Origin of the sequence: Anabaena sp. 4-3, assembly GCF_001597745.1 — a bacterium.
In the GTDB taxonomy this organism is placed as follows: domain Bacteria; phylum Cyanobacteriota; class Cyanobacteriia; order Cyanobacteriales; family Nostocaceae; genus Trichormus.
This window is the reverse complement of the sequence record NZ_LUHJ01000013.1, coordinates 73,960-97,475: the sequence shown is the minus strand read 5'-3', so window position 1 is coordinate 97,475 and position 23,516 is coordinate 73,960. Positions and strand designations below refer to the sequence as shown.

General features: G+C 41.5%; 27 protein-coding genes. 12 read left to right on the top strand and 15 right to left on the bottom strand.

Going from position 1 to position 23,516, the window contains the following annotated elements:
• Positions 1–168: 168 nt before the first annotated feature.
• Positions 169–681: a peptidase C15 gene (locus A3775_RS02540; protein ID WP_066381443.1), complete on the bottom strand. Its 513-nt coding sequence runs from the start codon at positions 679–681 to the stop codon at positions 169–171.
• Between the two features lie 59 nt (positions 682–740).
• Here A3775_RS02540 and hisH point away from each other — a divergent pair, with 59 nt between their 5' ends.
• Together hisH and rsmD are read left to right on the top strand one after the other, a co-directional pair.
• On the top strand, positions 741–1,376 hold the full coding sequence (gene hisH, locus A3775_RS02535; protein WP_066381441.1) for an imidazole glycerol phosphate synthase subunit HisH: 636 nt from the start codon (positions 741–743) through the stop codon (positions 1,374–1,376).
• Positions 1,377–1,480: 104 nt separating this feature from the next.
• Positions 1,481–2,035 carry a 16S rRNA (guanine(966)-N(2))-methyltransferase RsmD gene (rsmD, locus tag A3775_RS02530; protein WP_066423848.1) on the top strand — a complete coding sequence of 185 codons (555 nt, stop codon included), beginning with the start codon at positions 1,481–1,483 and terminating at the stop codon, positions 2,033–2,035.
• Between the two features lie 104 nt (positions 2,036–2,139).
• Here rsmD and petG read toward each other — a convergent pair whose 3' ends face one another.
• Positions 2,140–2,253 (bottom strand): cytochrome b6-f complex subunit V, encoded by a 114-nt coding sequence (gene petG, locus A3775_RS02525; protein ID WP_066381439.1) that lies wholly within the window; start codon positions 2,251–2,253, stop codon positions 2,140–2,142.
• 209 nt (positions 2,254–2,462) lie between these two features.
• Between petG and A3775_RS02520 the strand changes: the two genes are divergently transcribed.
• Positions 2,463–2,837, top strand: a complete 375-nt coding sequence (locus A3775_RS02520; protein WP_066381437.1) for a cytochrome c — start codon at positions 2,463–2,465, stop codon at positions 2,835–2,837.
• A 342-nt stretch (positions 2,838–3,179) separates the two neighbouring features.
• On the top strand, positions 3,180–3,905 hold the full coding sequence (locus tag A3775_RS02515) for a peptidylprolyl isomerase (protein ID WP_066423729.1): 726 nt from the start codon (positions 3,180–3,182) through the stop codon (positions 3,903–3,905).
• Between the two features lie 142 nt (positions 3,906–4,047).
• On the opposite strand, the gene A3775_RS02510 is transcribed toward A3775_RS02515, so the two are convergent.
• The 3 genes from A3775_RS02510 to A3775_RS02500 all read right to left on the bottom strand — a co-directional run bounded on the left by A3775_RS02510 (position 4,048) and on the right by A3775_RS02500 (position 7,153).
• Complete coding sequence (locus tag A3775_RS02510) at positions 4,048–5,775, bottom strand: ABC transporter ATP-binding protein (RefSeq protein WP_066423727.1); 1,728 nt, start codon at positions 5,773–5,775, stop codon at positions 4,048–4,050.
• 164 nt (positions 5,776–5,939) lie between these two features.
• On the bottom strand, positions 5,940–6,470 hold the full coding sequence (locus A3775_RS02505) for a hypothetical protein (protein WP_197480078.1): 531 nt from the start codon (positions 6,468–6,470) through the stop codon (positions 5,940–5,942).
• A gap of 59 nt (positions 6,471–6,529) precedes the next feature.
• Positions 6,530–7,153: an exopolysaccharide biosynthesis protein gene (locus A3775_RS02500; RefSeq protein ID WP_066423845.1), complete on the bottom strand. Its 624-nt coding sequence runs from the start codon at positions 7,151–7,153 to the stop codon at positions 6,530–6,532.
• A gap of 177 nt (positions 7,154–7,330) precedes the next feature.
• On the opposite strand from A3775_RS02500, the gene A3775_RS02495 reads away from it, so the two are divergent.
• The 3 genes from A3775_RS02495 to A3775_RS02485 all read left to right on the top strand — a co-directional run bounded on the left by A3775_RS02495 (position 7,331) and on the right by A3775_RS02485 (position 9,992).
• Positions 7,331–8,113 carry an ABC transporter permease gene (locus A3775_RS02495; protein ID WP_066381433.1) on the top strand — a complete coding sequence of 261 codons (783 nt, stop codon included), beginning with the start codon at positions 7,331–7,333 and terminating at the stop codon, positions 8,111–8,113.
• 285 nt (positions 8,114–8,398) lie between these two features.
• A complete protein-coding gene (locus A3775_RS02490) occupies positions 8,399–9,214 on the top strand; it encodes an ion transporter (RefSeq protein WP_066423726.1) in 816 nt (271 codons plus the stop codon).
• Between the two features lie 169 nt (positions 9,215–9,383).
• Positions 9,384–9,992, top strand: a complete 609-nt coding sequence (locus tag A3775_RS02485) for a hypothetical protein (protein ID WP_066381429.1) — start codon at positions 9,384–9,386, stop codon at positions 9,990–9,992.
• Positions 9,993–10,065: 73 nt separating this feature from the next.
• On the opposite strand, the gene A3775_RS02480 is transcribed toward A3775_RS02485, so the two are convergent.
• Positions 10,066–10,302: a DUF3134 domain-containing protein gene (locus A3775_RS02480; protein ID WP_066381427.1), complete on the bottom strand. Its 237-nt coding sequence runs from the start codon at positions 10,300–10,302 to the stop codon at positions 10,066–10,068.
• Between the two features lie 84 nt (positions 10,303–10,386).
• The gene (locus tag A3775_RS02475; RefSeq protein ID WP_066423844.1) at positions 10,387–11,178 is read right to left on the bottom strand and encodes an ion transporter; all 792 of its coding nucleotides are present in this window, start codon (positions 11,176–11,178) and stop codon (positions 10,387–10,389) included.
• Positions 11,179–11,241: 63 nt separating this feature from the next.
• On the opposite strand from A3775_RS02475, the gene A3775_RS02470 reads away from it, so the two are divergent.
• On the top strand, positions 11,242–11,670 hold the full coding sequence (locus tag A3775_RS02470) for a nucleoside deaminase (RefSeq protein ID WP_066423724.1): 429 nt from the start codon (positions 11,242–11,244) through the stop codon (positions 11,668–11,670).
• Here the strand turns inward: A3775_RS02470 and A3775_RS02465 are convergent.
• Together A3775_RS02465 and A3775_RS02460 are read right to left on the bottom strand one after the other, a co-directional pair.
• Positions 11,667–12,329, bottom strand: coding sequence for a response regulator transcription factor (locus A3775_RS02465; RefSeq protein ID WP_066423722.1), 663 nt, complete (start codon positions 12,327–12,329; stop codon positions 11,667–11,669). The genes A3775_RS02470 and A3775_RS02465 overlap by 4 nt on opposite strands.
• Positions 12,329–13,534, bottom strand: coding sequence for a sensor histidine kinase (locus A3775_RS02460; RefSeq protein WP_066381418.1), 1,206 nt, complete (start codon positions 13,532–13,534; stop codon positions 12,329–12,331). The genes A3775_RS02465 and A3775_RS02460 overlap by 1 nt, the downstream gene beginning before the upstream one ends.
• A gap of 305 nt (positions 13,535–13,839) precedes the next feature.
• Between A3775_RS02460 and A3775_RS02455 the strand changes: the two genes are divergently transcribed.
• The 3 genes from A3775_RS02455 (at position 13,840) to A3775_RS02445 (ending at position 15,430) form a co-directional block, all read left to right on the top strand.
• Positions 13,840–14,352, top strand: a complete 513-nt coding sequence (locus A3775_RS02455; protein ID WP_066381416.1) for a Spy/CpxP family protein refolding chaperone — start codon at positions 13,840–13,842, stop codon at positions 14,350–14,352.
• A 205-nt stretch (positions 14,353–14,557) separates the two neighbouring features.
• Complete coding sequence (sipA, locus tag A3775_RS02450) at positions 14,558–14,809, top strand: regulatory protein SipA (RefSeq protein ID WP_066381414.1); 252 nt, start codon at positions 14,558–14,560, stop codon at positions 14,807–14,809.
• Between the two features lie 63 nt (positions 14,810–14,872).
• The gene (locus A3775_RS02445; protein ID WP_066381413.1) at positions 14,873–15,430 is read left to right on the top strand and encodes a peroxiredoxin; all 558 of its coding nucleotides are present in this window, start codon (positions 14,873–14,875) and stop codon (positions 15,428–15,430) included.
• A 444-nt stretch (positions 15,431–15,874) separates the two neighbouring features.
• Here the strand turns inward: A3775_RS02445 and A3775_RS02440 are convergent, their stop codons facing one another.
• The 4 genes from A3775_RS02440 to A3775_RS02425 form a co-directional block, all read right to left on the bottom strand.
• Positions 15,875–16,075, bottom strand: coding sequence for a hypothetical protein (locus A3775_RS02440; RefSeq protein ID WP_066381407.1), 201 nt, complete (start codon positions 16,073–16,075; stop codon positions 15,875–15,877).
• 146 nt (positions 16,076–16,221) lie between these two features.
• Positions 16,222–16,515, bottom strand: coding sequence for a DUF6679 family protein (locus A3775_RS02435; RefSeq protein ID WP_066381405.1), 294 nt, complete (start codon positions 16,513–16,515; stop codon positions 16,222–16,224).
• A gap of 201 nt (positions 16,516–16,716) precedes the next feature.
• Entirely contained in the window at positions 16,717–17,799 is a 1,083-nt protein-coding gene (gene psbA / locus A3775_RS02430) for a photosystem II q(b) protein (protein ID WP_066423720.1), read from the bottom strand.
• A gap of 175 nt (positions 17,800–17,974) precedes the next feature.
• Positions 17,975–18,325 (bottom strand): histidine triad nucleotide-binding protein, encoded by a 351-nt coding sequence (locus A3775_RS02425; protein ID WP_066423719.1) that lies wholly within the window; start codon positions 18,323–18,325, stop codon positions 17,975–17,977.
• A gap of 67 nt (positions 18,326–18,392) precedes the next feature.
• On the opposite strand from A3775_RS02425, the gene A3775_RS02420 reads away from it, so the two are divergent.
• Positions 18,393–19,922 carry a YifB family Mg chelatase-like AAA ATPase gene (locus A3775_RS02420; protein WP_066423717.1) on the top strand — a complete coding sequence of 510 codons (1,530 nt, stop codon included), beginning with the start codon at positions 18,393–18,395 and terminating at the stop codon, positions 19,920–19,922.
• Between the two features lie 93 nt (positions 19,923–20,015).
• On the opposite strand, the gene nblS is transcribed toward A3775_RS02420, so the two are convergent.
• Together nblS and purD are read right to left on the bottom strand one after the other, a co-directional pair.
• Complete coding sequence (nblS, locus tag A3775_RS02415) at positions 20,016–21,908, bottom strand: two-component system sensor histidine kinase NblS (protein ID WP_066423715.1); 1,893 nt, start codon at positions 21,906–21,908, stop codon at positions 20,016–20,018.
• 240 nt (positions 21,909–22,148) lie between these two features.
• Positions 22,149–23,429: a phosphoribosylamine--glycine ligase gene (gene purD / locus A3775_RS02410; RefSeq protein WP_066423713.1), complete on the bottom strand. Its 1,281-nt coding sequence runs from the start codon at positions 23,427–23,429 to the stop codon at positions 22,149–22,151.
• Positions 23,430–23,516 lie beyond the last annotated feature (87 nt).

Sequence of the window (23,516 nt, the reverse complement as noted above, 5' to 3'; positions counted from 1 at the left end):
TTTCCTTGATAACAAAGACTGGAAGGTATTAGGGACTGGGTATTGGGGACTGGGGACTGGGAAAGAATTTCTCCCTTATCCTCCTCATCTCCCTCATCTCCCTCATCTCCCTCATCTCCCTCATCTCCCTCATCTCCCTCATCCCCCACCCTTCGGACGGTGATAACTTTACAAAAGTGCCAAATTGTTAATAATTAATAAGAAATTAGCCATAATCACAATCAAATTTTCTTGATTCAAAACTGGGACATGGACAAATATACACTGTGCTTTCAGTTGATTTTGCCTTAAGTAGTCCAGTACAGAATAATAAAGTCCCTCGCATACAAATTTACCGCAGTCTTCACTAATATCTGTGACTTTTGCTCCTGCTACTAATTGTTTGACATCAATTGTGGTGTGTAAAAAAGTTTCTCCACGACTAGCACGAACTTCTAGACTTAATTTTTGCCGACTGGATGCCATGCCACAACAAACGATGTAATCTGGTTGGTATTCCTGGATTTTTGCTATCACCTGCTCACTAGCAAGGTCGATGTCAACAGGTAACAGGCGCAAAAATTTTAAATCTAATGGGAGTGAGTCAAGTTTGAGCAGTTCAAGTAATAGATCATCAGAGGAATTTGACTGTTGATCTGCAAGCCAAGTGTCAAAAGAAGTTAATAGAATTCTTTTCTTCATCAGAAATATTCTTTAGAATATAAAAAAACCTCCATAAATAATTTACAAGGAACAGGCCAATGCCAGTGATTGCGGTTGTAGACTATGACATGGGAAATTTGCATTCTGTTTGTAAAGGTTTAGAAAAAGCTGGAGCTACGCCTAAAATTACTGATTGCCCCAAGGAATTAGCTAAAGCAGATGCGGTGGTTTTGCCAGGTGTGGGCGCATTTGATCCCGCAATGCAGCATATCCGCGAGCGAGATTTAGAACAACCGATTAAAGATATAATCGCATCCGGTAAACCCTTCTTAGGCATTTGTTTAGGACTACAAATTTTATTTGAATCCAGTGCCGAAGGAACTCAACCAGGGCTAGGAATTGTTAAGGGAAAAGTGCGGCGGTTTGTTCATGAACCTGGGATTACAATTCCTCACATGGGTTGGAATCAGTTGCAATTAACTCAACCAAAAAGTATTTTGTGGGAGCATTTACCCCCGCAACCTTGGGTTTACTTTGTGCATTCCTATTATGTTGACCCCGTAGAAGCGCAAGTTCGCGCTGCAACTGTTACTCACGGTACGCAAACCATTACAGCAGCGATCGCCCATGAAAACCTGATGGCGGTACAATTTCACCCAGAGAAATCTTCTAACATCGGCTTGCAAATCCTGTCTAATTTTGTTTCGCAAGTACGGGAAAAAATCGCGGCATAATATTAAGTATAAATTTGAGGGTTTGTCATTTGTCCTTTGTCCTTTGTCATTAGCTTTGCGACAAACTAATGACTAATGACCAGTGACTAATGACTATCGACACAATGAGTCTAAGAATTTACGGGAATCGTCAGATTAAAACCTTACCAGGACAAGAAACCCGACCCACGAGTGCGCGGGTGCGGGAAGCAGTGTTTAATATTTGGCAGGGTGAAATAGCGGGTTGTCGCTGGCTAGATTTATGCACCGGTAGCGGTTCAATGGGTGCAGAAGCTTTGTGTAGAGAAGCTAGCCTAGTAATTGGAATTGAAAAATCAAGTCGAGCCTGTGCTGTGATTCAACAGAACTGGCAAAAAGTCGCACAGCAAAATCAAAAATGGCAAGTATTACGTGGTGATGTCATCCAGCAGCTAAAGAACTTATCAGGGCAGCAGTTTGATAGAATTTATTTTGACCCACCTTATGCTAGTGGATTATATCAACCAGTATTAGAGGCGATCGCACAATATCAATTATTAGATGCTCATGGTGAAATCGCCGTTGAGCATAATCCCCACGGTTGGACAGATATCATCATTCCTCACTGGGAAATTTGCCGCCAAAAAGTCTACGGTAACACAGCCATAACTTTCTACAGAATTGGGGAATTAGAGGAGTAGAGAATAGAGAGTGGGGAGTGGGGAAGGAAAATCAGAATTACTTGATCATCATCCCCTATCCCCTACTCAAAAATATGTAAAGATGCGATGAAATGCGTCTCTACTTAACCACCCAACTCAGTGGGGCGTTTGTATTGCTTGTAGGCAGCGTAAAATAGCCCACCAAGGGTAACAACAATCAAACCAAGCACAATGCCAGAAAGCAGGGGTTCAACCACTTTTAATCTCCTGTTTACGATTCTTGAATATTCATTTCCCGCTTTTGATTTTACCAAATTGCGGATGAATCCCGCTTGCTACAAAGATTTTAGCAATAGTTACTCATCAGCCCAGCCCTGGATGTGCTTGCAGACAACATCAAGAACTTTTAAGCTATGTGTAGGAAATGAAAATTTTGCAAATCAACTAGACCTTAACAGCAAACCGTTTGGATAACCAACTTACTAAACCTGAAAATCTGATTCAGCAGATCGTTTTATTGGCTCTAGCGATACTGCTAGTAGTGATTTTGGGCGTTTTTGGTGTTCAGATGGTACAAGCCTCTGACCCATACGTCAAGGGTGTTCTGGCGTTGCAAGGAGACCCAATACAAGGACACGCTATTTTTCAAATCAATTGCTCTGGCTGTCATGGTTTAGAAGCTGATGGACGAGTAGGCCCTAGCTTACAAGGCGTTTCTAAACGTAAGTCCAGGTATGGACTAATCAATCAAGTCATTAGTGGGAAAACTCCACCAATGCCAAAATTTCAGCCCAGCACCCAAGAAATGGCAGACCTTTTAAGTTATTTAGAGAGTTTGTAATTGGCATCTTTACCAAAATTAACAGTAGGTGGGTAACTTTTGATTGTCCACTTACTGCTAATTTTTATACATTTGTGTAGTTTAGCTCCCCAACTTCTCAAAGAATTCGGGGATCTGAATCACTATATAGGATTTATGCAAGTGCCACATTACAGAAGACTGTTTAAATGCTGTCAATAAACGTATTTTTGATATCTGACGCACCCTACTAATATGCCAGTTGCGTCAGTCCTGCGTATAGTTGTAGAAAAAACTTTACATTAGTAATCAATTACTGTATTAAAATCTTAAAGCTGTAGAAACTCAGCATTGATTACCCAAGAGTGCCAAACTAAAAGCATCATGACTGAAGTGCTGCAAATCGGCAACCGTACCATCCCAGCTAGTGAGCTTCTTCCCTTACTGGCAAATTATCAACTGCTACCGCAATTAATCCGCGAGATAATTATTGATGAAGCCATAGCCCCCATAGAATGCAATGCTGAAGAAGTAGCCCAAGCTAAACAGCGTTTTTACGCCGAAAGACAGCTAACACAACCTGCCGATATTCAAGCATGGATGGCGCAACAAGGTTTAAGTGCTGACCAGTTAGACAATATGATTGCTCGGAAATTAAAATTAGAAAAATTTAAGCAAGTCACTTGGGGTAATAAACTGGAATCTTATTTTTTCCAGTTGAAGACGAAATTAGATAAAGTAATTTATTCCCTACTGCGAACTCAAGACGCTGGACTAGCTCAAGAACTCTACTTTCGCCTTCAAGCGAAAGAACAGTCTTTTACAGAAGTCGCGCAGAAATATTCACAAGGGCCAGAGGCTCAAACAGGTGGGTTAGTCGGGCCTGTGGAACTAAATACACTTCATCCGACGATGGCACAACTACTTACCAGTTGTCAACCCGGTCAAATTTCCACCCCGGCGCGCATTGCTGAATGGTTCGTAATTGTGCGTGTAGAGAAGTTAGTCCCCGCCCAACTAGATGAACCCATGAAAGCAAGACTTTTAAATGAACTGTTTGAAGCTTGGCTACAGGAACAGCAAAAGCAAGCTGGGGTAGTTCGGGGTTAGGAGAGATGAGGGGGATGAGGAAGCAGGGGGAGCAGGGGGAGCAGGGGAGCAGAGGAAGACAAGGTAGACAAGGGAGAAATTCTGTAAGAGTCAACAGTCAACCATTTTGAATTTTGAATTTTGAATTTTGAATTTATATTGACTAATGACTAAACTGCTGAGTATAAAATTTGGCATAGCGACGCTCAAGGGCTAAAAGTTCTTCATGTGTGCCTGACTCTACAATCTGCCCCCGTTCTAAAACTAAAATGCGATCGCACTTTCTCACTGTACTTAAACGGTGAGCAATAATAAATACTGTGCGTTGCTGCATTAGTCTTTCTAAGGCTTCCTGTACTAAAGCCTCTGACTCAGAATCTAAGGCTGATGTCGCTTCATCTAAAATCAATATCTGCGGGTTCAATAATACCGCACGAGCGATCGCAATTCTTTGTCTTTGTCCACCAGATAAATTTACCCCCCTCTCACCTACCCAAGTCTGATAACCTTCTGGTAGCTGGCTAATAAATTGATGAGCATTAGCAATTTTTGCCGCTTCTGCCACAGCATTTAAATCATAAAACTCTTGCCCAAAGGCGATATTTTGGGCTACAGTCCCCGAAAACATGATGGTTTCTTGGGGAACTATACCAATTTGTCGCCGCAAACTCTCTAAAGACACATCCCGAATATTTACGCCATCAATTAAGATTTGACCTTTGCTGGGGTCATAGAAACGTGGCAGCAGATTTACAAAGGTGGTTTTACCTGCACCAGAAGCACCGACTAAAGCGATCGCTTCCCCTGGCATCGCTAACAAACTAATATCTTTTAAGACGGGTTCACCTGGTTGATAAGCAAATGTCACCTGACGATATTCAACTTTACCTTGAACTTGTGGTAAGCTGATTACATTGGGTTTCTCTGTGACTGTTGGCTGCATCGCCATCAATTCAAAAATTCGGTCAACAGATGCTTCCCCTTGTTTAAATTCGTTGTAGTTGTTGGTAACATGACCGATAGGGTCAATTAATAAGCCGGCGGCGGCTAGATAACTGAAAAATTCGCCTACTGTTAAGTTTTTTTGCTGAATTTGCCACGCTCCCACCAAAATTAAGCATAAAGCACTCACAGCTTCTAAAAATCCGATAATCGGTATCTGCACAGCTTTCAGGCGTTCGGCTGAGTATTTAGCTTGAAAACTGCGTTCTGCTTCGTGGCTAAATCTCGCAATTTCATAATTTTCTGCGGCAAACGCCCGCACTAAGCGAATACCACTGAAAACTTCTGTTAGAATTGCTGATAAATCAGATACACGGTTTTGGCTTTTAAGCGAATATTTACGTAAGCGTTCCCCAAACCAACCAATTAACACACCCATCAATGGCGCAACTATCACCGTGGCTAAGGTGAGTTGCCAATTCAGGTATATCATATAGATGGGGATGGCTATTAATTGCAACACACAGGGGAGAAAGTCATGAAATAGTTTCTTAACTACTTCCCCGATGCGGTCAATATCTTCGGTGAGGCGGTAAGATAAATCACCGGCTTTTGCAGTTTCAAAATAGCTTAAATCTAATTTTTGCAGGTGGGCGTATACTTGCTTCCGCAGGTAAAAAGCCACTCTTAACGCCGCTTTCGACATATAGATGTCCTGCACAGACTGAAAAAAGCCCCGCACAAGAAATACTAAGCCTAAGATAGCAGCTAATTGAGCGATCGCAATTACATTACCTTGACCAAAGGGTGCGGCTAACTGTCCCGCAAAATTAATTAATGTTAAAGTCGCCAGCACATAGCCTAAAATGCCGACAAATCCCTTAGTAATATTCTGCCACTGGGGTCTAATATAGGGCAGCAGTTGCCAGTAATTAGAACGAGTTTTCAAGCTCTCACATCCACAAAAATATTGTTCTTTGTTAGACGCTACCAGCTTTTGTGCAGTTTCTCAAAAAAAAGCAGTCTCGATAAAAGAAGAACTCCCTACAGTGTAGAGACTTTGTATGCAACGTCTCTACAAGGTTTGAAAACTTTCTTTTGCTGTTGATTTAGCTAAAAATCATTGTAATTAGGTTCTTTAAGTTCCCAACGCAGTAACCTTGGCAGTTGGGCTAAGTCTAAAGCGTAATTCCCCCCCCAGACGATAATTTCTAAAATCAACAAATTACGCATCCAGATTAATTCATTCGCAGAATTGATGATTCTCAAACCCTCATACAATTGCCAAAGGCGGTAAGGTACGTAAAGGTAAGGAACCATCACCCAAACTACATTGTGAAATTGCCTCAGTGTTAGACTTTCGGAGAGAATTTGCAACGCTAACATCACAAAGTACCAACCAAAGACAATTAATACCGAAGTATAGCCTTGGAAGACACCCCACCACAGCATCGCTACCAGTGGTAGTAATGCTCCCAAAAGTTGCACCGTACCAAACCAAATTTTAAACCACCCTGGTAGGGGTTCTGGTAGGGTATAGGGTTTAGCGTATCTCCACACCCAACCGACAACCACAAAAAAAGCAGTGGCTATCAAAAAAAATAGCAGGTTTTCAACAAACAGGTAGAGGTTGATATCAGTCATAATCAGATTTTCAACCTCTGCTGTTTTGAGTTCATTCACCTCTAGGGGTATTTTTCAGATTAACGTCCTAACCAAGTTTTGATAATATCGAGGAGACTAGAACCACCCCAAGCCAAAGCCATCAGAATCGAAGTAGTTAAAATTGCGCCTATCAGACACAGCACTAAACCGCCTAAACTGATAGCACCGTCATCTTCTAGCAAACCAAAACCTGTGACGAAAATACCCATCGCTGGTAAGGTGTTAGTGCCTGGGATGGGAATCATCATGGAAATTGCCATTAAGGCGATCGCAGTTCCAATGGTGACTCTACCTGCTAAAGTCGTACAAATATAAGATAAACGGGGACGAGCGATCGCTTCAATTCTGCGTAACCAAGGAATCCCCGCTTTTAAAAATCCCTGCACTGTTTCTAGTTCCAAGGGATGATTCATCATTTTCGGGGGTAGCCAAGGAGTTCTCGCACCAGTAATTAACTGCACTGCTAACAGAAAAATTAAGATACCGAAAGGTGTGGAATAACCCGGTGCTGGTACTGGTAAAGCTGAAGGTAAAGCTAATATCACCAGCAAAAAACCAAAAATCCTTTCCTCTGCCAACTGTAATATATCAGATAAATTAACCTTTCCTGGTCTAGATTCTTCAAAAAAATAACGTTGCAATTCGTTGGATAGTTTAGCCATAAATTTTTGATGCTTTTCTGTGCCTAATTCGGGAATATTTAAAAAGCAGTAAATCCCAGAGGATAAAGAATGTGCATACAATATCTTAGCGTTAACAATGTTGGCAACAGGAGCAATATTGTTAAGATTACATCAAGTTATCAACTCAGATAGCGACTGTGAAGTTTTGGGTGCAAGATGGGGAAATACTGGCAAGTCTTAAAACTATTTTGGAGTGCTGCGATCGCCGCCGAATTGGAATATCGTGTAAACTTCTTGATAGCTACCCTCAGCAGCTTAGGAAATTTAGCGGGTAGTGTGTTTGGTTTGTTCTTATTTTACCGGACTGGCTATACTTTCACTGGCTGGTCATGGCAAGCTGCTTTAGTAGTTCTGGGAATTTTTACCTTACTGCAAGGTTTTTCTGCCACCTTTCTCTCACCTAACCTGAACCGCATTGTCCGCCATGTGCAAGAAGGAACTTTAGACTTTATACTTCTCAAACCTATCCGTAGTCAGTTTTGGCTTTCCACCTATACCCTATCCCCTTGGGGAATTCCAGATTTAGTTTTTGGTAGCATGATTATTGGCTATGCCGGTCAACGTCTGGGTTTAAGACTCGAAAACTATCTAGTTAGTATCGTACCGTTATTCTGTGGGTTGGTGATTCTTTATAGCCTGTGGTTTATGCTAGGAGCGACTAGCATTTGGTTTGTCAAAATCTATAATGTCACGGAAGTGTTACGGGGTTTAGTGGAAGCTGGTAGATATCCCATAGTTGCCTACCCCGCAGCTTACCGTTTTTTCTTCACTTTTATAGTCCCAGTGACATTTTTAACTACAGTCCCAGCAGAAGTCATGTTAGGTAGGGTGGAGATTAACTGGTTGATAGGTGCGGCTTTGTTAGCTGTGGCTTTGTTTTGGCTTTCTACTAGGTTTTGGCGGTTTGCTTTACGTTTTTATACCAGTGCTTCCAGTTAAACAGAGGATGTTGAAAATAGAAGTTTTTGAGCAGTGGTGATGCAAAACTGTAGGCGATCGCTGCCAAGTTTAGCTGAATTTCATGCAGTCATTCAATTGGATGAAGCATCAATTATCATCCAATCGCTAGAGTAAAAGAAAGCATACCCAAAGTAGCGAAACTCTTACCTGTTTATTCCCCCTCAAACTAAAGTTTGCAGCTACATGAACAAAGCTCATCTTTAGTAGCTGCATCCAAAAAATAGTTATTCTCTAAAACTTAGTGTTGAATTACAAATTCAGATTATGAGTAGTTCTAAGCTTTCGGAAAAACAAGCCCTGGAAAAAGAACGCAGCGAAGTGTTGCAACAATTGGAAGATTGGTTAGAAACCCCAATGGTAGTGTTGGGCTTTGCATGGCTAGCACTATTCATCATCGAAATTATCGCCGGATTAAACCCTATACTGCAAGCCGTTAGCATCACCATCTGGATTATTTTTATTTTAGATTTTTTACTTAAACTAGCTATTGCTCCTCATCGACCTTCCTATATCAAAAGCAACTGGCTAACAGCTATTTCTCTATTATTACCTGCATTACGGACTTTTCGGATTATACGAGTCATCAAAATACTCCAAACCACAAGGGCTGTGCGAGGGCTACAACTGTTGCGAGTCATGACTCGTGCTAACCGAGGAATGCGGGTTTTGGCAGCAAGTGTCAGCCGTCGAGGGTTTGGTTATGTTGTGACTTTAACAATAATTATTACTTTAGTAGGAGCAGCAGGAATGTATGCGTTTGAAAATGAAGTACCTGTAGAATCTGGACTGCATAACTATGGCACTGCTTTATGGTGGACAGCCATGTTAATCATCACAATGGGTTCTGAGTATTGGCCAAAAACCCCAGAAGGTCGAATTCTTTGTTTTTTCTTAGCCTTGTATGCGTTTGCTGTATTTGGCTATGTCACTGCAACTCTAGCGACGTTTTTTATTGACCGTGATGCTGATGATGATGAAGCCGAGTTAGCCGGAACGAAATCTATTCAAATGCTTCAGAATGAAATCACAGCGTTACGGCAGGAAATTCAAGAATTATTGCATCAGCATTCACAGAATTAATACCTCTGATACATCTTCTTAGCCGTGAGAAAATCTTACCAGAAAAAGACAGCAAATTGCTAGAAGAAAGATATCATCAAATTATTCAAAATTGCGACATTGTAAATCATATTTAGGATGGTAAAACCGAGAAAAATAACGTAATTAATCAGATATTTGGGGGAAAAGCATGAAAAGTTTAAATTGGAAAGGTTATCGAGTCCTTGCTTGGATAGGGCAAGGTTTACTAACAATCTTTGTCATAGCCGCAACCGTTCAAGGTAATTTCTTAAATGCTTTAGGTCTAGCATTTTTCCTGCTTGCCTCTTTTTTGTTTGTCGTCCTAGATGATAAGTTGCCTACTTTGTTTGATTTTCTGTTTGTCTTAGCTGCATTGGTCAATGCTACTGGTTGGGTATGGGGTTTATTTGAGACAAAAGGGCCTTATGACGAGATTGTTCATGCTTATACTACTTTTGCAATTACCCTAGCATTGAGTTTTTTAGTCTATAGTTCAATGTTGAATCTATTTCGCAATCATACAATGTTGTATCTGGTGACAATTACCAGTTTTGGCATTGCTATCGGTGCTTTATGGGAAATTACAGAATGGTCTGCGGGAAAAATTCTTAACACTCAAGTAATTGGCAGCTTGGATGACACCATTATTGACTTAATTATGGATTCTCTTGGTGCTTTATTAGCTGCTTTCACTAGCCTTTGGGCATTGCGACAGTGGACAAATCGTCATCCAGCAGCAAACAGTTCACAAACTGAAACTTATGTTGAAAATATCTAAAAAGTTGAGGGAAGCGGCTTGAGCCTCTTCCCTCAACTTTTTATAATCCCCTCGCCTTTAGGCAGGGGAGAGGTCAATCTTCTAAATCCTCTATTTCTTCTGCTTGAAAGTCAAATTCGTCTACAAGGTCTGCCACATATTCTTCCTCTTCTTCCTCGTCTTCGTAATGGTAGTCAACAGATGGGTAAGATACTAATCGACCTGTATGTTGCAACCACTCCAGCAAAGATTCCTCTTGTTTGAGAGGAATTATTGGTGCTGGTTGGTAACGAGGTTCTTCGCGGAGGGGTGGGTTAGACCGTTTTACCATGATGTTTACCCCCGAAGCATCTCTATTAATTACCAGTGTGTTTTTTATAGAGGTAAAAACTTCCTCCCTATGGTTGATGTTTTCCTATTCATCAACATTCCTATTGGCTAAGTTAGTACCGCACCGCTTACAAAACTTTGCGTCTTGATCGTGAAATGCTAAACCACAACCAAAACAAACTGTTTCTACTTGGTTAGCTGTTTTCACCAAACCTTTAATTAAATCTCCCACTTGCCAAGGAATCAAAGTCACTCCCGTCAAAATCATTAATACTGTTAACAAACGTCCTAATTCAGAAATTGGTGTAACATCACCAAATCCCACAGTTGTCATTGTGACGACTGAATAATAAAAAGCATCAAAAAAAGTCTTGTAAAGCGAGTTTACAGGATGTTCTACTTGATAAATTAAGCCAGAAAAAACAAATATAATGGCAAATAAGGTGAATAATATCCGAATTAAAATGACGCTATCTTCTGTACTAACACGGCTAAATAAAAATCTTTTATCAATAAATCTAATTAAACGTAAAATTCTAAACCATCGAAGTAACCGAATAAAACTAATATTTACCCAACCGATAAAAAAGGGCAAGATAGCCATTAAATCAATAATGGCATAAAAACTCAAGATATAATTGATTTTATGGGCGGCACTCCACAAACGGACTGCATATTCTATAGCAAAAATTACCAAGATAATCTTATCTATTACATCTAACTGCATCCGCACATCATCAGGTATATTATATGTCTGCGCGACAAAAATACCGGATGATAATAAGACTAAAGCAGCAATTGTTAAATTAATCGCTTTACCGATAGGTGTTTCTAAGTCTGTTAAGTAAAATTCTGTTTGTTTTCTACTTGGTAACATATTTCCCATCCAGCACCCAAATATGTTATTTTACCGATTATATTGCTGAATTATCAAGCTAATATGAACCACGAATATTTTATGAGTCTAGCAATTGAGGAAGCCAAAAAGGGGGATGCACCTTACGGTGCTGTAATTGTTAAAGATAATCAAGTTGTAGCAAGGGCTTATAATACTGTAGCTAGAGACTGTGATCCTTCTGCTCATGCAGAAATTAATGTCATTCGTCGTTTAACTACTCAAATCAACAAGTTTTCTTTATCAGGTTATAGTATATATACGACTGGTGAACCTTGTCCGATGTGTGCAGCAGCTTGCGTTTGGAGTGGAATTTCAGAAATTGTTTATGGTGCTTCTATTACAGATTTAATTTCTCTCAATCAGTCACAAATTCATATTTATTGTGAAGAAGTAATTGCAAAATCCTTTAGCAATATTACAGTTACTAAGGGGGTGCTGAAACAGGAATGTATGAGTTTATTTACTGTTTAACTCGATTCGTTTAAATAAGATAAATAGGTATTGGCAATGATAGCAGCCTGAGTGCGATCGCGCAAATTTAACCGATTTAAAATATTTGTAACATGATTTTTGACTGTCCCCTCAGAAATATACAGTTCTTGGGCAATTTCTCGATTATTAGCACCCGTAGCAATTAATCTTAAAACTTCTTTTTCTCTAGGGGTAAGTTCTGCTAAACTCGGCGGAATAGATGGCGTTTGACTGGGTGCAGGATTCTGAAATTGAGTCAAAAGTTTTTTCACGATTCCCGGCCCTAGTTGAGTATATCCTTTCTGCACAGCACGAATGGCAACAGCTAATTCTTCCGAGGGTGTATCTTTAAGTAAATAGCCCATCGCCCCATGTTGTAAAGCCGCTTTTACATATTCATCATCATCAAAGGTTGTCAACACTAAAACTTTCACATCTGAGAAACTGTTTTGAATTTCTTTAGTGGCAGCAACTCCATCCATAATTGGCATTCTAATGTCCATTAATACCACATCTGGGGTTAATTCAGCCATGAGATTAAGGGCTATTTCTCCATTTTCCGCTTCTCCGACAATTTCTAAATCTGGTTCTAGTTCTAATAAAACTTTTAATCCTTGACGAATTAAACTTTGGTCATCTACTAATAAAACTTTAATCATTAAATTAACCTGCCTAAAGGTATATCAACTGTAATTTGACAACCGCAACCAAATGCGGTGTTAATGCTAAATTTACCTCCTAAAGCTAACGTGCGATCGCGCATACTTTTTAAACCAAAACCTGTCGTATTTTGCTGAATATCAAAACCTCTACCATTATCCTGAATTATCAGGTGTAAACTACCCCGGTTAACAGAAACTTCCAAATTTACCTCTGTGGCTTTCGCGTGCTTAGAAATATTTGTTAATGATTCTTGAAGAATTCGGTAAATCGCAGTATTAACTTCTGTTGATAAAGGATGGACAAGATTGATTTGAGAATGTAATATAATATTGTTTGAGCGTTGGAAATCTTCCGCCAAGGTATCGATAGCTTCTGATAAAGATTGGTTTTGTAAGGGATGCGATCGCATAGTCGAAACCGAGTGTCTCACATCCTGTAAAGCTTTAGAACCTAACTCTTTAGCCCTAGCTAAAAAACTATAAGCCTGATCTGGATTAGCTTGATAAAGTTTGAGAGCAGTTTCTAATTGTAAATTTAAAGCTGTCAGCGAATGACCGAGAGAATCATGAATTTCCCGTGCAATTCGAGTACGTTCTTCTAATGTAGCTTGATTTTCGATTCTTAAAGCATACTGTCTCAGTTTTTCATTAGCAATAGCTAATTCTTCTCGGCTTTGACGCTCAGATAATACAGTATTCATTAACAATAAAACAAACACTAAACTTAAGCCAAATACTAAAGATAAACTCAAAGTAAAATATCGAAACCGTTCTTGTGCGTGTGGTGGTAAAGGATAGCGAGGCATCCGATACATTAGCGTTAATAAAAATAAAGTAAAAGAAAGAAATGTAACTGATAAACGTCCAGGTAGCTGGAAAATTAAACAGCTACGAGTCACTAAAATTATGTACAGAAAAGGAAACAGTCGATCTGCTCTCCCACCAAATAACCCAGTGATAAAAATTAAACTAATTCCACAAGCTGTATAAATAATTTTCATTATGTGATTGCCTGTAGGCAACCTTAAGCCCATTAATCCAAAAATAGTCAGATTTAAAATTGTCAATTCGGGAAACTTACTAGAAAATCGCGGGGAAGGATGGGGAATTACAGATGTAATTACAGAAATCGCCAGTAGAATCCATTCCAAATAAAGCAAGAATCGGAAAGGATGATTATTGATTTGAATCGGACGACTCATAAAAAAATCAAAATTTAAACTTCAACATTAACTAAGACAAATTCTATGGGAGGTTGCGCCCCATACATCCAGAAATAAAGTACATCTATGGCTACGCCACGCCAGCTACATCAAAAAACGGTATGAGAAATTAAAGGGGACTGCTACATATTTACTTTAATTGTGCAAAAATCACCAGTCACCTCAATCATAGTTAAACCATGACTAAAGTCATGGGTGTATTCATGACTTTCTCCTCATGTGGATAGTTGATGTGAGTTTTTAAGATAATCGCATATTCACAAGCACAAAAAACGAGGTCATCAATGCAACTGAAGTCATTATCTCTGTTCGCGGGTGCGATCGCTCTCACTTTAACTGCAACTGTCACCCCCTTGGCAGTGCAAGCACAAACCCCCTCCTCCGCGCCATTTCGGATTGCACAAGCTCAAAGAAAAGGCCCTTGGCAAAGTTTGGGATTAACAGAAGCCCAAAAAACCAGAATTCAAGCAATTCACCGCAACACCCGCGCTCAAATTGAAGCAGTGTTCACCCCAGAACAAAAAGCGAAAATAGAAGCAGCACGTCAACAACGTCAAGCAAGGCGATCACAGCGTCAACAAGGCGACTTTCCACCACCTCCCGAAGCAGGTGAACGTCTGGGTAAGAAATTTGCACAACTCAATATGACTGATGCCCAAAAAGCTAGAATTCGGGCAATTAGAGAAGATGCTAAACAACAAGTTCAAGCAGTTTTGACACCCGAACAGCAAACCAAACTAGAAGAATTCAAAGCTAATCGTCGTCAGCGTTGGCAGCAACGTCAGAATAATCGTTAAATATCCTTAACATGAGCTGAACTACAAAAATTATTTTCTATCGCCCTCATTGAATAGACTTCTTGCAGAAGACAGGGAAAGGGTAAAAATGCTACCCTTTTCCTTTATCTCCTTGCCAAAACAGAATATTTAATCATCCCCCTAGAAAAGTTAACAGCTATGAGTTATGAGTTGATCAACACTCAAAGCTTTTTAACCTTTCAATATGTCTGAAGAATTTCCCATTGGCAGTAAAGTCCGGCTCATAGCACAACCACCCTACCTGAAAACCGCAGAACCCATGCCCATGTTACGCCCCCCTGATATCATTCAAGTGGGTGACGAGGGTATAGTCCTTGACCGTCGTCCCGGTGGATACTGGGGTGTGCGCTTTGATAAAGGAGCTTTTCTGTTAGACAGTCAATATATCCAAAGTGCAGAACAGCCTCCAGTCACTCAAGAACCTAAAACAGAATAAAACCCTGATCATCAGCAGCCAAGAATTGTAAACTTATGTAAAGTTGTCATTCTTGTCTGCATCATGATTTCCCGTCGTCATTTTCTGCACATCTTACTTGTCAGCTTGTTTGCTGTCATCAGTTGGTTAAATTTTACCCCTGCGGCTCAAGCACTTGGGGGTAAACTCCCTACAATTAATCAACCTGCGCCAGACTTTACTTTATCCACCAATACAGGTGATGGCAAAGTTTCTCTATCTGATTTGCGTGGTAAATGGGTAGTGCTTTACTTTTATCCCAAAGACTTTACTGCTGGTTGCACCATTGAAGCGCGTCGTTTTCAGCAAGATTTACCGAAATACCTGGAAAAAAATGTTCAGATTATTGGTGTCAGTGCTGATGATATAGATTCCCATGCCGAATTTTGTGATTCTGAAGGGCTAAAATTTCCATTGTTGGCTGACACTACTGGTGATGTTAGCAAAGCTTACGGTTCTTGGCTGGGTTTTGTATCCTCACGCCATACCTTTATTATCGACCCCCAGGGCATCTTGCGCGAGACTTTTGTGAAAGTTAACCCATCTGTTCACAGTGCAGAAGTTCTGGCGAGACTGGAACAGTTGCAATCAACAGCTTCTTAATGCCTGTTAAGGGAACACCAAAAAATCAATTATCCACATCGACTGTTAGTAGGGTGCGTCAGCATGAATATTTTCTTGGTATAGTAGGGGCGGGTTTATCAATATTTTGGATTGCTCAACTAGGGTATTTGTGAACCCGCCCCTACTACGGTTTCTCGTACTGACGCACCCTACATTTTGGATATTTTTTTATCTGGAAGTCCCCAATCATTGTTCAAGAAGGTAGGCATTATTTTCCACCTTCTTGAGTAAAATCATCAGTAATACATCCAGGAAGACAACCCATTTTTATCTAGAAAACTTTTTCAGATATTTTGAAAATTAGTCATAAAAAATATGTGGATAAATGTGGTTTTTCTCCACATATCCACCCAAAATTTATGACTGATGTCAACTACAAAAAGAGCCAGTTAAACTGTTATGTTTACAAATATTTCTCCAACATTAACGTGATGGAGTACCTTGATTGGGGCTACCTGCTACGTCATCCTCTCCTGTTGCTTCTGGTTTAGCAGACTCTCTAGCGTCCGATTGAGCAGCAGTACCAGTCTTACGGATATCAGCTTCGATAGGGGTTTGATAGCCTCCAGAAGCAGTAGGTGTAGTTTCTTGATTTTTAGATTTTTGTTTTTTCTCTTCAGACATCACTATACTCCTTTATCTATTCAGCCACCATTTTAAAAAAATAGGAGTTGTGATTTTATCTATCTAAAATCTAGTTATAGCTAATTTATCACTCTATCGGAAGTATTGTTTAGTTTGCCCAGAGAGTTAATATCAAGGTGACAATATTAATTGTCATGATCTTGTTGATGATTATTTGTGTGTTGATCAGTTTCTAGCAATCTAGCCATAAACACATCTGTTTTTCTACTAACAACGGAAATAACTTTATCAATGGCAACTACTTCGTTGATTTTGACCACCATTTCCCACAAAGTATCTTCCTCGGTTTCTTTGTTGTGAGTTCTATGTTTAAACCATAACAAATCATCCCAAACCCTAATGATTTTAGCAAAATACCATTTATCTCGTATTAGTATCCAGATTTCTTGGTCTATGTAGGTTTCTAGAATAGATTTCACAATAGTGGCAATGATAAAAACGATGAGGTAAATACTATGGGAGAGTTGAATATTATTGCAACTGTAAAATTACGGGATATTAAAGTAACTTTAATACTTTAGGTAGATGAAAAAACCGACTTTGCTCATTATCTGAGCAGCAAAACAAAAAAGCCTCCCCCGTAAGGAGGAAGCTTTTTTGTGATTGCTAAAGGTTAATGATTAACCGTTGATAGCAGGAGCGGTTAAAGCAACAGGAGCAACTTCGCCAGCAGCTAAGTCTAAGGGGAAGTTGTGAGCGTTACGCTCGTGCATTACTTCCATACCCAAGTTAGCGCGGTTGATGATGTCAGCCCAGGTGTTGATTACACGACCTTGAGAGTCGATGATGGACTGGTTGAAGTTGAAACCGTTCAAGTTGAACGCCATTGTGCTAACACCCAAAGCGGTAAACCAGATACCGATTACAGGCCAAGCAGCTAGGAAGAAGTGCAAGGAACGGCTGTTGTTGAAGGAAGCGTATTGGAAAATCAAGCGACCGAAGTAACCGTGTGCAGCAACGATGTTGTAGGTTTCTTCTTCTTGACCGAATTTGTAACCGTAGTTTTGAGATTCGTTCTCGGTTGTTTCACGCACCAAGGAAGAAGTTACCAATGAACCGTGCATTGCGGAGAACAAGCTACCACCGAATACACCAGCCACACCTAACATGTGGAAGGGGTGCATCAGGATGTTGTGTTCGGCTTGGAACACAATCATGAAGTTGAAGGTACCAGAGATACCCAAAGGCATACCATCAGAGAAGGAACCTTGACCGATGGGGTAGATTAAGAATACTGCGGTAGCTGCTGCAACAGGTGCAGAGAATGCTAGGCAGATCCAAGGACGCATACCCAAGCGGTAGGACAATTCCCACTCACGACCTAAGTAGCAGAATACGCCGATGAGGAAGTGGAATACTACCAATTGGTAAGGGCCACCGTTGTACAACCATTCATCTAAGGAAGCTGCTTCCCAGATGGGGTAGAAGTGTAAGCCGATAGCGTTAGAAGAAGGAACAACTGCACCAGAGATGATGTTGTTGCCGTAGATTAAGGAACCTGCAACGGGTTCGCGGATACCATCGATGTCTACTGGAGGTGCAGCGATGAAGGCGATGATGAAGCAGGTGGTTGCAGCTAGCAAGGTGGGGATCATCAGTACACCGAACCAACCGATGTATAAGCGGTTGTTGGTGCTGGTGATCCAGTTGCAGAACTGCTCCCATACGTTCGCGCTTTGGCGTTGTTGTAAGGTTGCGGTCATGTTTTTATGATGACGATAGATGTTTTATGAATGTTAGGTAGGTACTTTTCCTTACCTGTCTACTACCTTAAAACCTAAATTAAGTTTTGTAAAGAGATGTAACTTAATATTTATTTATATTTTAGATTTAATTTACTTATTAATCGCGTCCACAGACGCGATTAATTTGATTACATCAACCAGGAGGCCATGCGAGCGATCGCCCACCTAAAATGTGTAAATGTAAGTGGTAGACAGTTTGACCGCCATCATTACCCGTATTGATCACAACCCGATAGCCATCATCTAGTCCAGCTTTTTCCGCCACCAGCTTGGCTGTTAACAACAGATGACCCAAAAGAGCCTGATCTTCCGGTGTAGCATCAGCTAATTTGGGAATGGGTTTTTTCGGAATCACCAGAATATGTACAGGTGCTTGGGGGTGGATGTCTTTGAAAGCCAGGGCTAAGTCATCCTCATAAACAATATTGGCTGGGATTTCTCGCCGGATGATTTTGCTGAAAATTGTCTCTGTGGTTTCACTCATGCGGTTCTAATTACTCATCTGCTAGAGATTTTAAAGGGTTACTGTTGATAGAAGAAAGATTTAACCAATGCTTGCAAGAGTCTGGAGTGCGTCAATTGTCGGCATCGATGCTGTGAAAGTGGGCGTAGAAGTCGATGTGTCAGGGGGTTTACCGGGGATTGTAGTTTTAGGACTGCCAGACAGTGCTGTGCAAGAATCGAAGGAAAGAGTCAAAGCCACGTTGAAAAATGCTGGTTTTGCCTTTCCCATGCGGAAAATTGTGATTAACTTGACTCCGGCAGATTTACGCAAGGAAGGCCCTAGTTTTGATTTACCGATTAGTGTGGGAATTTTAGCCGCTTCTGAGCAAGTTAGCCCGGATTTGTTGGGTGATTATCTTTTTTTAGGTGAAGTTTCTTTAGATGGTAGTTTGCGTCCGGTGGCGGGTGTGTTACCGATTGCTGCGACTGCTCAGAAAATGGGAATCACAGGTTTAGTTGTTCCTGCTGATAATGCTCAAGAAGCAGCAGTAGTACAAGGTTTGGCTGTGTATGGCTGTAAAAATTTGTCTGAGGTGGTTGATTTATTAAATCATCCAGGGAAATACCAGCCTGTGCAGTTAGAAAAATCACAGAATGTCTTGTCAGCATCTTATCCGACTGCGGATTTAAAAGATGTCAAAGGACAGGCTCACGCCCGTCGTGCGTTAGAAATTGCGGCGGCTGGAGGACATAATTTGGTGTTTGTCGGGCCTCCAGGTAGCGGCAAAACTATGTTAGCGAGGCGGTTACCTGGTATTTTACCACCTTTGGGTTTTTCGGAAGCACTGGAAGTCACTCGGATTCACTCTGTGGCTGGGTTGCTGAAAAATCGGGGTTCGTTAGTGCGCGATCGCCCATTCCGCAGTCCCCACCATTCAGCATCAGGCCCGTCTTTGGTAGGTGGCGGTAGTTTTCCTCGCCCTGGGGAAATTTCTTTATCCCACCTTGGGGTCTTATTTTTAGACGAGTTAACCGAATTTAAGCGGGATGTCTTAGAATTTCTCCGCCAACCTTTAGAAGACGGTTATGTGACAATTTCCCGCACCAGACAATCAGTAACCTTTCCAGCACAATTTACTTTGGTTGCTAGCACAAATCCCTGTCCTTGTGGTTACTATGGGGATACTATTCAACAGTGTACCTGTTCACCAAGACAAAGAGAACAATATTGGGCGAAACTTTCCGGCCCCTTGATGGATCGGATTGATTTGCAAGTGGCGGTAAATCGCTTGAAACCAGAAGAAATTACCCAACAACCTTTAGGAGAAGCCTCAAGTTCCATTAGGGAAAGGGTACAAAAAGCACGCGATCGCGCCACTACTCGGTTTCAAGGAGAGACAAATCTGCGTTGTAATGCCCAAATGCAAAGTCGGCATTTGCAGATATGGTGTAAATTGGATGATCCGAGCCGGATTTTATTGGAAACAGCGATTAAAAAATTAGGTTTATCAGCCAGAGCCAGCGATCGCATTCTCAAAGTAGCCAGGACTATTGCAGATTTAGCAGGAGATGAAAACCTCCAACCGCATCATCTGGCGGAAGCCATACAATATCGCACGATAGATAGAATGCTGTAGGATTGGGGACTGGGGATTGGGGACTGGGGACTGGGAAAGAATTTTTTCCTCATCTCCCTCATCCCCCTCATTCCCCTCATCTCCCTTACACCCTCACTCAAACAAAGTTAAGTCAAACCAAAAAGTAGTACCAACACTAACTTCACTCACCAGATGTACTTGACTATGGTGACGTTCTATGATATTTCTAACGATTGATAAACCTAAACCTGTGCCTTCCAGGGTATGAACGCGGTTTTCTACACGGAAGAAGCGGTCAAAAATTGCCTGTTGGTCTTCTGGAGCGATGCCAATACCAGTATCAGCAATTTCTACGCGCACATAGGCAGGTTCACTATGAGAGGTGGTGTTGGCATCTAATTTATAGGCTCGAATTGCCACTTTACCACCAGCTTGAGTAAATTTTAAGGCATTACCAACTAAGTTAGCTAAGACTTGCAGTAATAAATCATAATTACCCACGACTAGCGGCAAGCCAGGGGCAACGTCCTGAATTAGTTCAATACATTTATCTCTAGCATTGAGTTGGTAGGTTCGCAGCGTTTGTTCAATTGCTTGGGCTAAATCTACGCCATCGAAATTATAAGTTTTACCAGATTCCAGCTTCGATAAATCTAACACATCATTAACTAACCGAGTTAAGCGGTCAGTTTCATTGTTCACCGTTTGCAAAAATTCCCGTCTTTGTTCTACGCTTAAATCTTCGCCGTAGTCGTGTAAAGTTTCAATAAAGGATTTGATGTTAAATAAAGGCGTGCGGAGTTCGTGGGAAACGTTGCTAATAAATTGACTTTTGGCTTCGTTTAGTTCCACCTCACGGGTGATATCTTGGACTGTGATGGCAATGCCTTTGATACTCTCCCTTTGTAGATTGAGTACCGTTGTTAACAAGATGCGGATGGTGCGCTTAATCGGTTGATTCAGAGGAATGCGAAACTCAGCACTATCACGTTCCCCGCCAGCCATTTCATACAGGGGTTTGGTGATTTCCATCTGCACCACCGGCGGTAAGTAATGTAAAACATTACCACCGACGACATCATCACCATTTTCCCAACCAAAAATATGTCGGGCTGTGGGGTTGACTAAAATCACCTGCATATTATTGTCAATTAACACAGCCCCATCGGCGATGGTGGAAACTAGGGTTTCTAGCTTGGCTTTTTCGGCGGTTAATTCTTCAATGTTTTGTTCTTCATAGCGTTCTAGGCGTTCTGCCATTTCATTAAAGTTTAAAATTAACTCTCCGAGTTCACCGCCAAGGGGTAAGTCGATGCGCTGCTTGAAATTGCCGGCGGCGATTTGTTTGACACCTACGAGTAGTTCTTTAATCGGCTTGGTGATAGTTAAAGCGTTAATTACTCCGGCTAAAATCACCATCACCCAAATTGTGATGAACACAGCAATAGTCACATCACGGGTGAGATTAGATGAGATGACAGCAGTTTGGTTGGGGTTAATGCCAATTGCCAATACACCTAAATATTGTTTATCGACAATCAGGGGAATAAACACATCTGTCACAACACCATCTGGTGTGTTATGTTGCCGCACCATTGGTTTATCCCCTTCCCCTGGATAGTCTTCTGGGAGTTCTATCCGTCGCTCAATTGTCAGGGAGTTTTCCACCTCTGGTTCCCAAAAAGGAATGCCAAAATAGATTTTCCCGGTTTCATCGGCGTAGAGCATATAGCGCACACTAGAGGTGGTGCTATAAAAGCGTTGGGAAAATCTAGCTATTTCGGTGAAATTTTGGTCAGCTACTAAAGGAGAAATGTTAGCAGCCAGTAATAGCCCCAAATCTCGCCCAAAACGGGTATCATTCATCCGGGCATCCTGCTGAATAGTATTCACCGCCCAGAAAGTTAGACCACTCATCACCAAAGAAACCACCAAAGTGGCTACAGCCAACAGTTTAGTTTGGAGAGTGAACTCTGACCACCAATTGGCGATCGCTTCTCGAATTGTTTTGAACAACGCCAGCATCTCAAATTAAAGTTGTTAGTAGTTCCAGTTAATCACCCCAACAACTAAAAAATTAACAGTTAATTTGACAAACGGGTAATAACTTAGTGATTAGTCAAGAGTTATGGGGACTGGTGACTCTTGACTGGTGACTCTTGACTGGGAAATCAAAGGAATTGGAACTCTGAGCAGGGAGAAATGGGGAAACTCTTCTCCCCCCTGCCCCCTGCACCCTCATCTCCCTCATCTCCCTCATCCCCTCTACAGACTCTTGACTCTATACCCGATATCTCTACGGTAATACATCCCCTCGAATTGAATTGATTGTAAGCCTTTGTAGGCTTTGGCTAGGGCTTGGTCAAAGTTTTCGCCGATAGCGGTAACATTTAAGACTCGTCCGCCATCGGTGACTATTTCCTGTTGCTGATTTAATTTTGTACCAGCATGAAATACCGTTACCTCTGCGGCTTCTGCTTGATTAATGCCGGTGATGACTTTGCCTTTTTCGTAATTCCCTGGATAACCACCAGATGCGGCTACGACTGTGGCGGCTGCGCCTTCGTGCCAAGCAATGGGGGGTAACTCGCCTAAACGCTGCTGTACACAAGCCAAAATTAATTCTTCTAGGGGTGTCGCCAACATTGGCAAAATGACTTGAGTTTCAGGATCACCAAAGCGGCAGTTAAATTCTAAAACTTTCAAGTCGCCATCGGGTGAAATCATCAAGCCAGCGTAGAGGATGCCACGATAATCAATACCTTTAGATTTTAAGGTGGCGATCGCTCTTTCTAAAACTTCTGTTTGCACCCGTGCCATAATTTCCGGTGTGGCTATCGGTGCAGGGGCATAAGCTCCCATCCCACCTGTATTTTCGCCTGTATCACCTTCCCCGACGCGTTTATGGTCTTGCGCTGGCAATAGGGGGCGAATTGTCACGCCATCAGTTAAGGCTAAAACTGAAACCTCTTGCCCGATTAAACATTCTTCAATAACTACAAATTCCCCGGCACTACCAAATTGTCCTTGAAATATGGCATCAATGGCTGCGTCTGCCTCGGCGACTGTGCTAGCAACGGTGACACCCTTGCCGGCTGCTAACCCGTCTGCTTTCACGACAATCGGCGCACCCTGAGCTTTCACATAACTTTTAGCTGCTGCCGCCTCTGTAAATACCGACGCTTTGGCTGTAGGAATTCCTGCCTCTTGCATCAGGGCTTTTGCCCAAGCTTTACTCGCTTCAATTTGCGCTCCGGCTTTGCTGGGGCCGAATACCATCAGCCCTTTGTCTTGCAAATAGTCGGTAATACCTTTAGCTAGGGGTACTTCAGGCCCGACTACCACTAAAGAAATCCCATTTTCTAGGGCGTATTGACTGATACCTTCAAAGTCATCGACTGCCAAGGCGACATTTTGACAACGTGCCATGCTGGCTGTGCCACCATTACCCGGTATACAGACAACTTGTTCAACTTGGGGCGATCGCAACAGTTTCCATGCTAGAGCGTGTTCGCGCCCACCATTACCTACAACTATAACTTTCACTGATTTCCTCTTGCGTCCCTGGTGAAATAAGAATCTTGGACAGCTTGCGGATCAATTCTTCACCAATTCTTACCCTTATGCAAGTAC

Excerpts from the sequence above, each read along its gene's own strand:
- A3775_RS02455 (WP_066381416.1), top strand. The coding sequence starts at position 13,840 with ATGCAACTGAAGTCATTATCTCTGTTCGCGGGTGCGATCGCTCTCACT.
- rsmD (WP_066423848.1), top strand. The coding sequence starts at position 1,481 with ATGAGTCTAAGAATTTACGGGAATCGTCAGATTAAAACCTTACCAGGA.
- A3775_RS02495 (WP_066381433.1), top strand. The coding sequence starts at position 7,331 with ATGGGGAAATACTGGCAAGTCTTAAAACTATTTTGGAGTGCTGCGATC.
- A3775_RS02470 (WP_066423724.1), top strand. The coding sequence starts at position 11,242 with ATGAACCACGAATATTTTATGAGTCTAGCAATTGAGGAAGCCAAAAAG.
- A3775_RS02420 (WP_066423717.1), top strand. The coding sequence starts at position 18,393 with ATGCTTGCAAGAGTCTGGAGTGCGTCAATTGTCGGCATCGATGCTGTG.
- A3775_RS02465 (WP_066423722.1), bottom strand. The coding sequence starts at position 12,329 with ATGATTAAAGTTTTATTAGTAGATGACCAAAGTTTAATTCGTCAAGGA.
- nblS (WP_066423715.1), bottom strand. The coding sequence starts at position 21,908 with ATGCTGGCGTTGTTCAAAACAATTCGAGAAGCGATCGCCAATTGGTGG.
- A3775_RS02425 (WP_066423719.1), bottom strand. The coding sequence starts at position 18,325 with ATGAGTGAAACCACAGAGACAATTTTCAGCAAAATCATCCGGCGAGAA.
- psbA (WP_066423720.1), bottom strand. The coding sequence starts at position 17,799 with ATGACCGCAACCTTACAACAACGCCAAAGCGCGAACGTATGGGAGCAG.
- A3775_RS02515 (WP_066423729.1), top strand. The coding sequence starts at position 3,180 with ATGACTGAAGTGCTGCAAATCGGCAACCGTACCATCCCAGCTAGTGAG.
- A3775_RS02500 (WP_066423845.1), bottom strand. The coding sequence starts at position 7,153 with ATGGCTAAACTATCCAACGAATTGCAACGTTATTTTTTTGAAGAATCT.
- A3775_RS02460 (WP_066381418.1), bottom strand. The coding sequence starts at position 13,534 with ATGAGTCGTCCGATTCAAATCAATAATCATCCTTTCCGATTCTTGCTT.
- A3775_RS02440 (WP_066381407.1), bottom strand. The coding sequence starts at position 16,075 with ATGTCTGAAGAGAAAAAACAAAAATCTAAAAATCAAGAAACTACACCT.
- A3775_RS02505 (WP_197480078.1), bottom strand. The coding sequence starts at position 6,470 with ATGACTGATATCAACCTCTACCTGTTTGTTGAAAACCTGCTATTTTTT.
- hisH (WP_066381441.1), top strand. The coding sequence starts at position 741 with ATGCCAGTGATTGCGGTTGTAGACTATGACATGGGAAATTTGCATTCT.
- A3775_RS02480 (WP_066381427.1), bottom strand. The coding sequence starts at position 10,302 with ATGGTAAAACGGTCTAACCCACCCCTCCGCGAAGAACCTCGTTACCAA.
- A3775_RS02485 (WP_066381429.1), top strand. The coding sequence starts at position 9,384 with ATGAAAAGTTTAAATTGGAAAGGTTATCGAGTCCTTGCTTGGATAGGG.
- A3775_RS02445 (WP_066381413.1), top strand. The coding sequence starts at position 14,873 with ATGATTTCCCGTCGTCATTTTCTGCACATCTTACTTGTCAGCTTGTTT.
- A3775_RS02490 (WP_066423726.1), top strand. The coding sequence starts at position 8,399 with ATGAGTAGTTCTAAGCTTTCGGAAAAACAAGCCCTGGAAAAAGAACGC.
- A3775_RS02540 (WP_066381443.1), bottom strand. The coding sequence starts at position 681 with ATGAAGAAAAGAATTCTATTAACTTCTTTTGACACTTGGCTTGCAGAT.
- sipA (WP_066381414.1), top strand. The coding sequence starts at position 14,558 with ATGTCTGAAGAATTTCCCATTGGCAGTAAAGTCCGGCTCATAGCACAA.
- A3775_RS02475 (WP_066423844.1), bottom strand. The coding sequence starts at position 11,178 with ATGTTACCAAGTAGAAAACAAACAGAATTTTACTTAACAGACTTAGAA.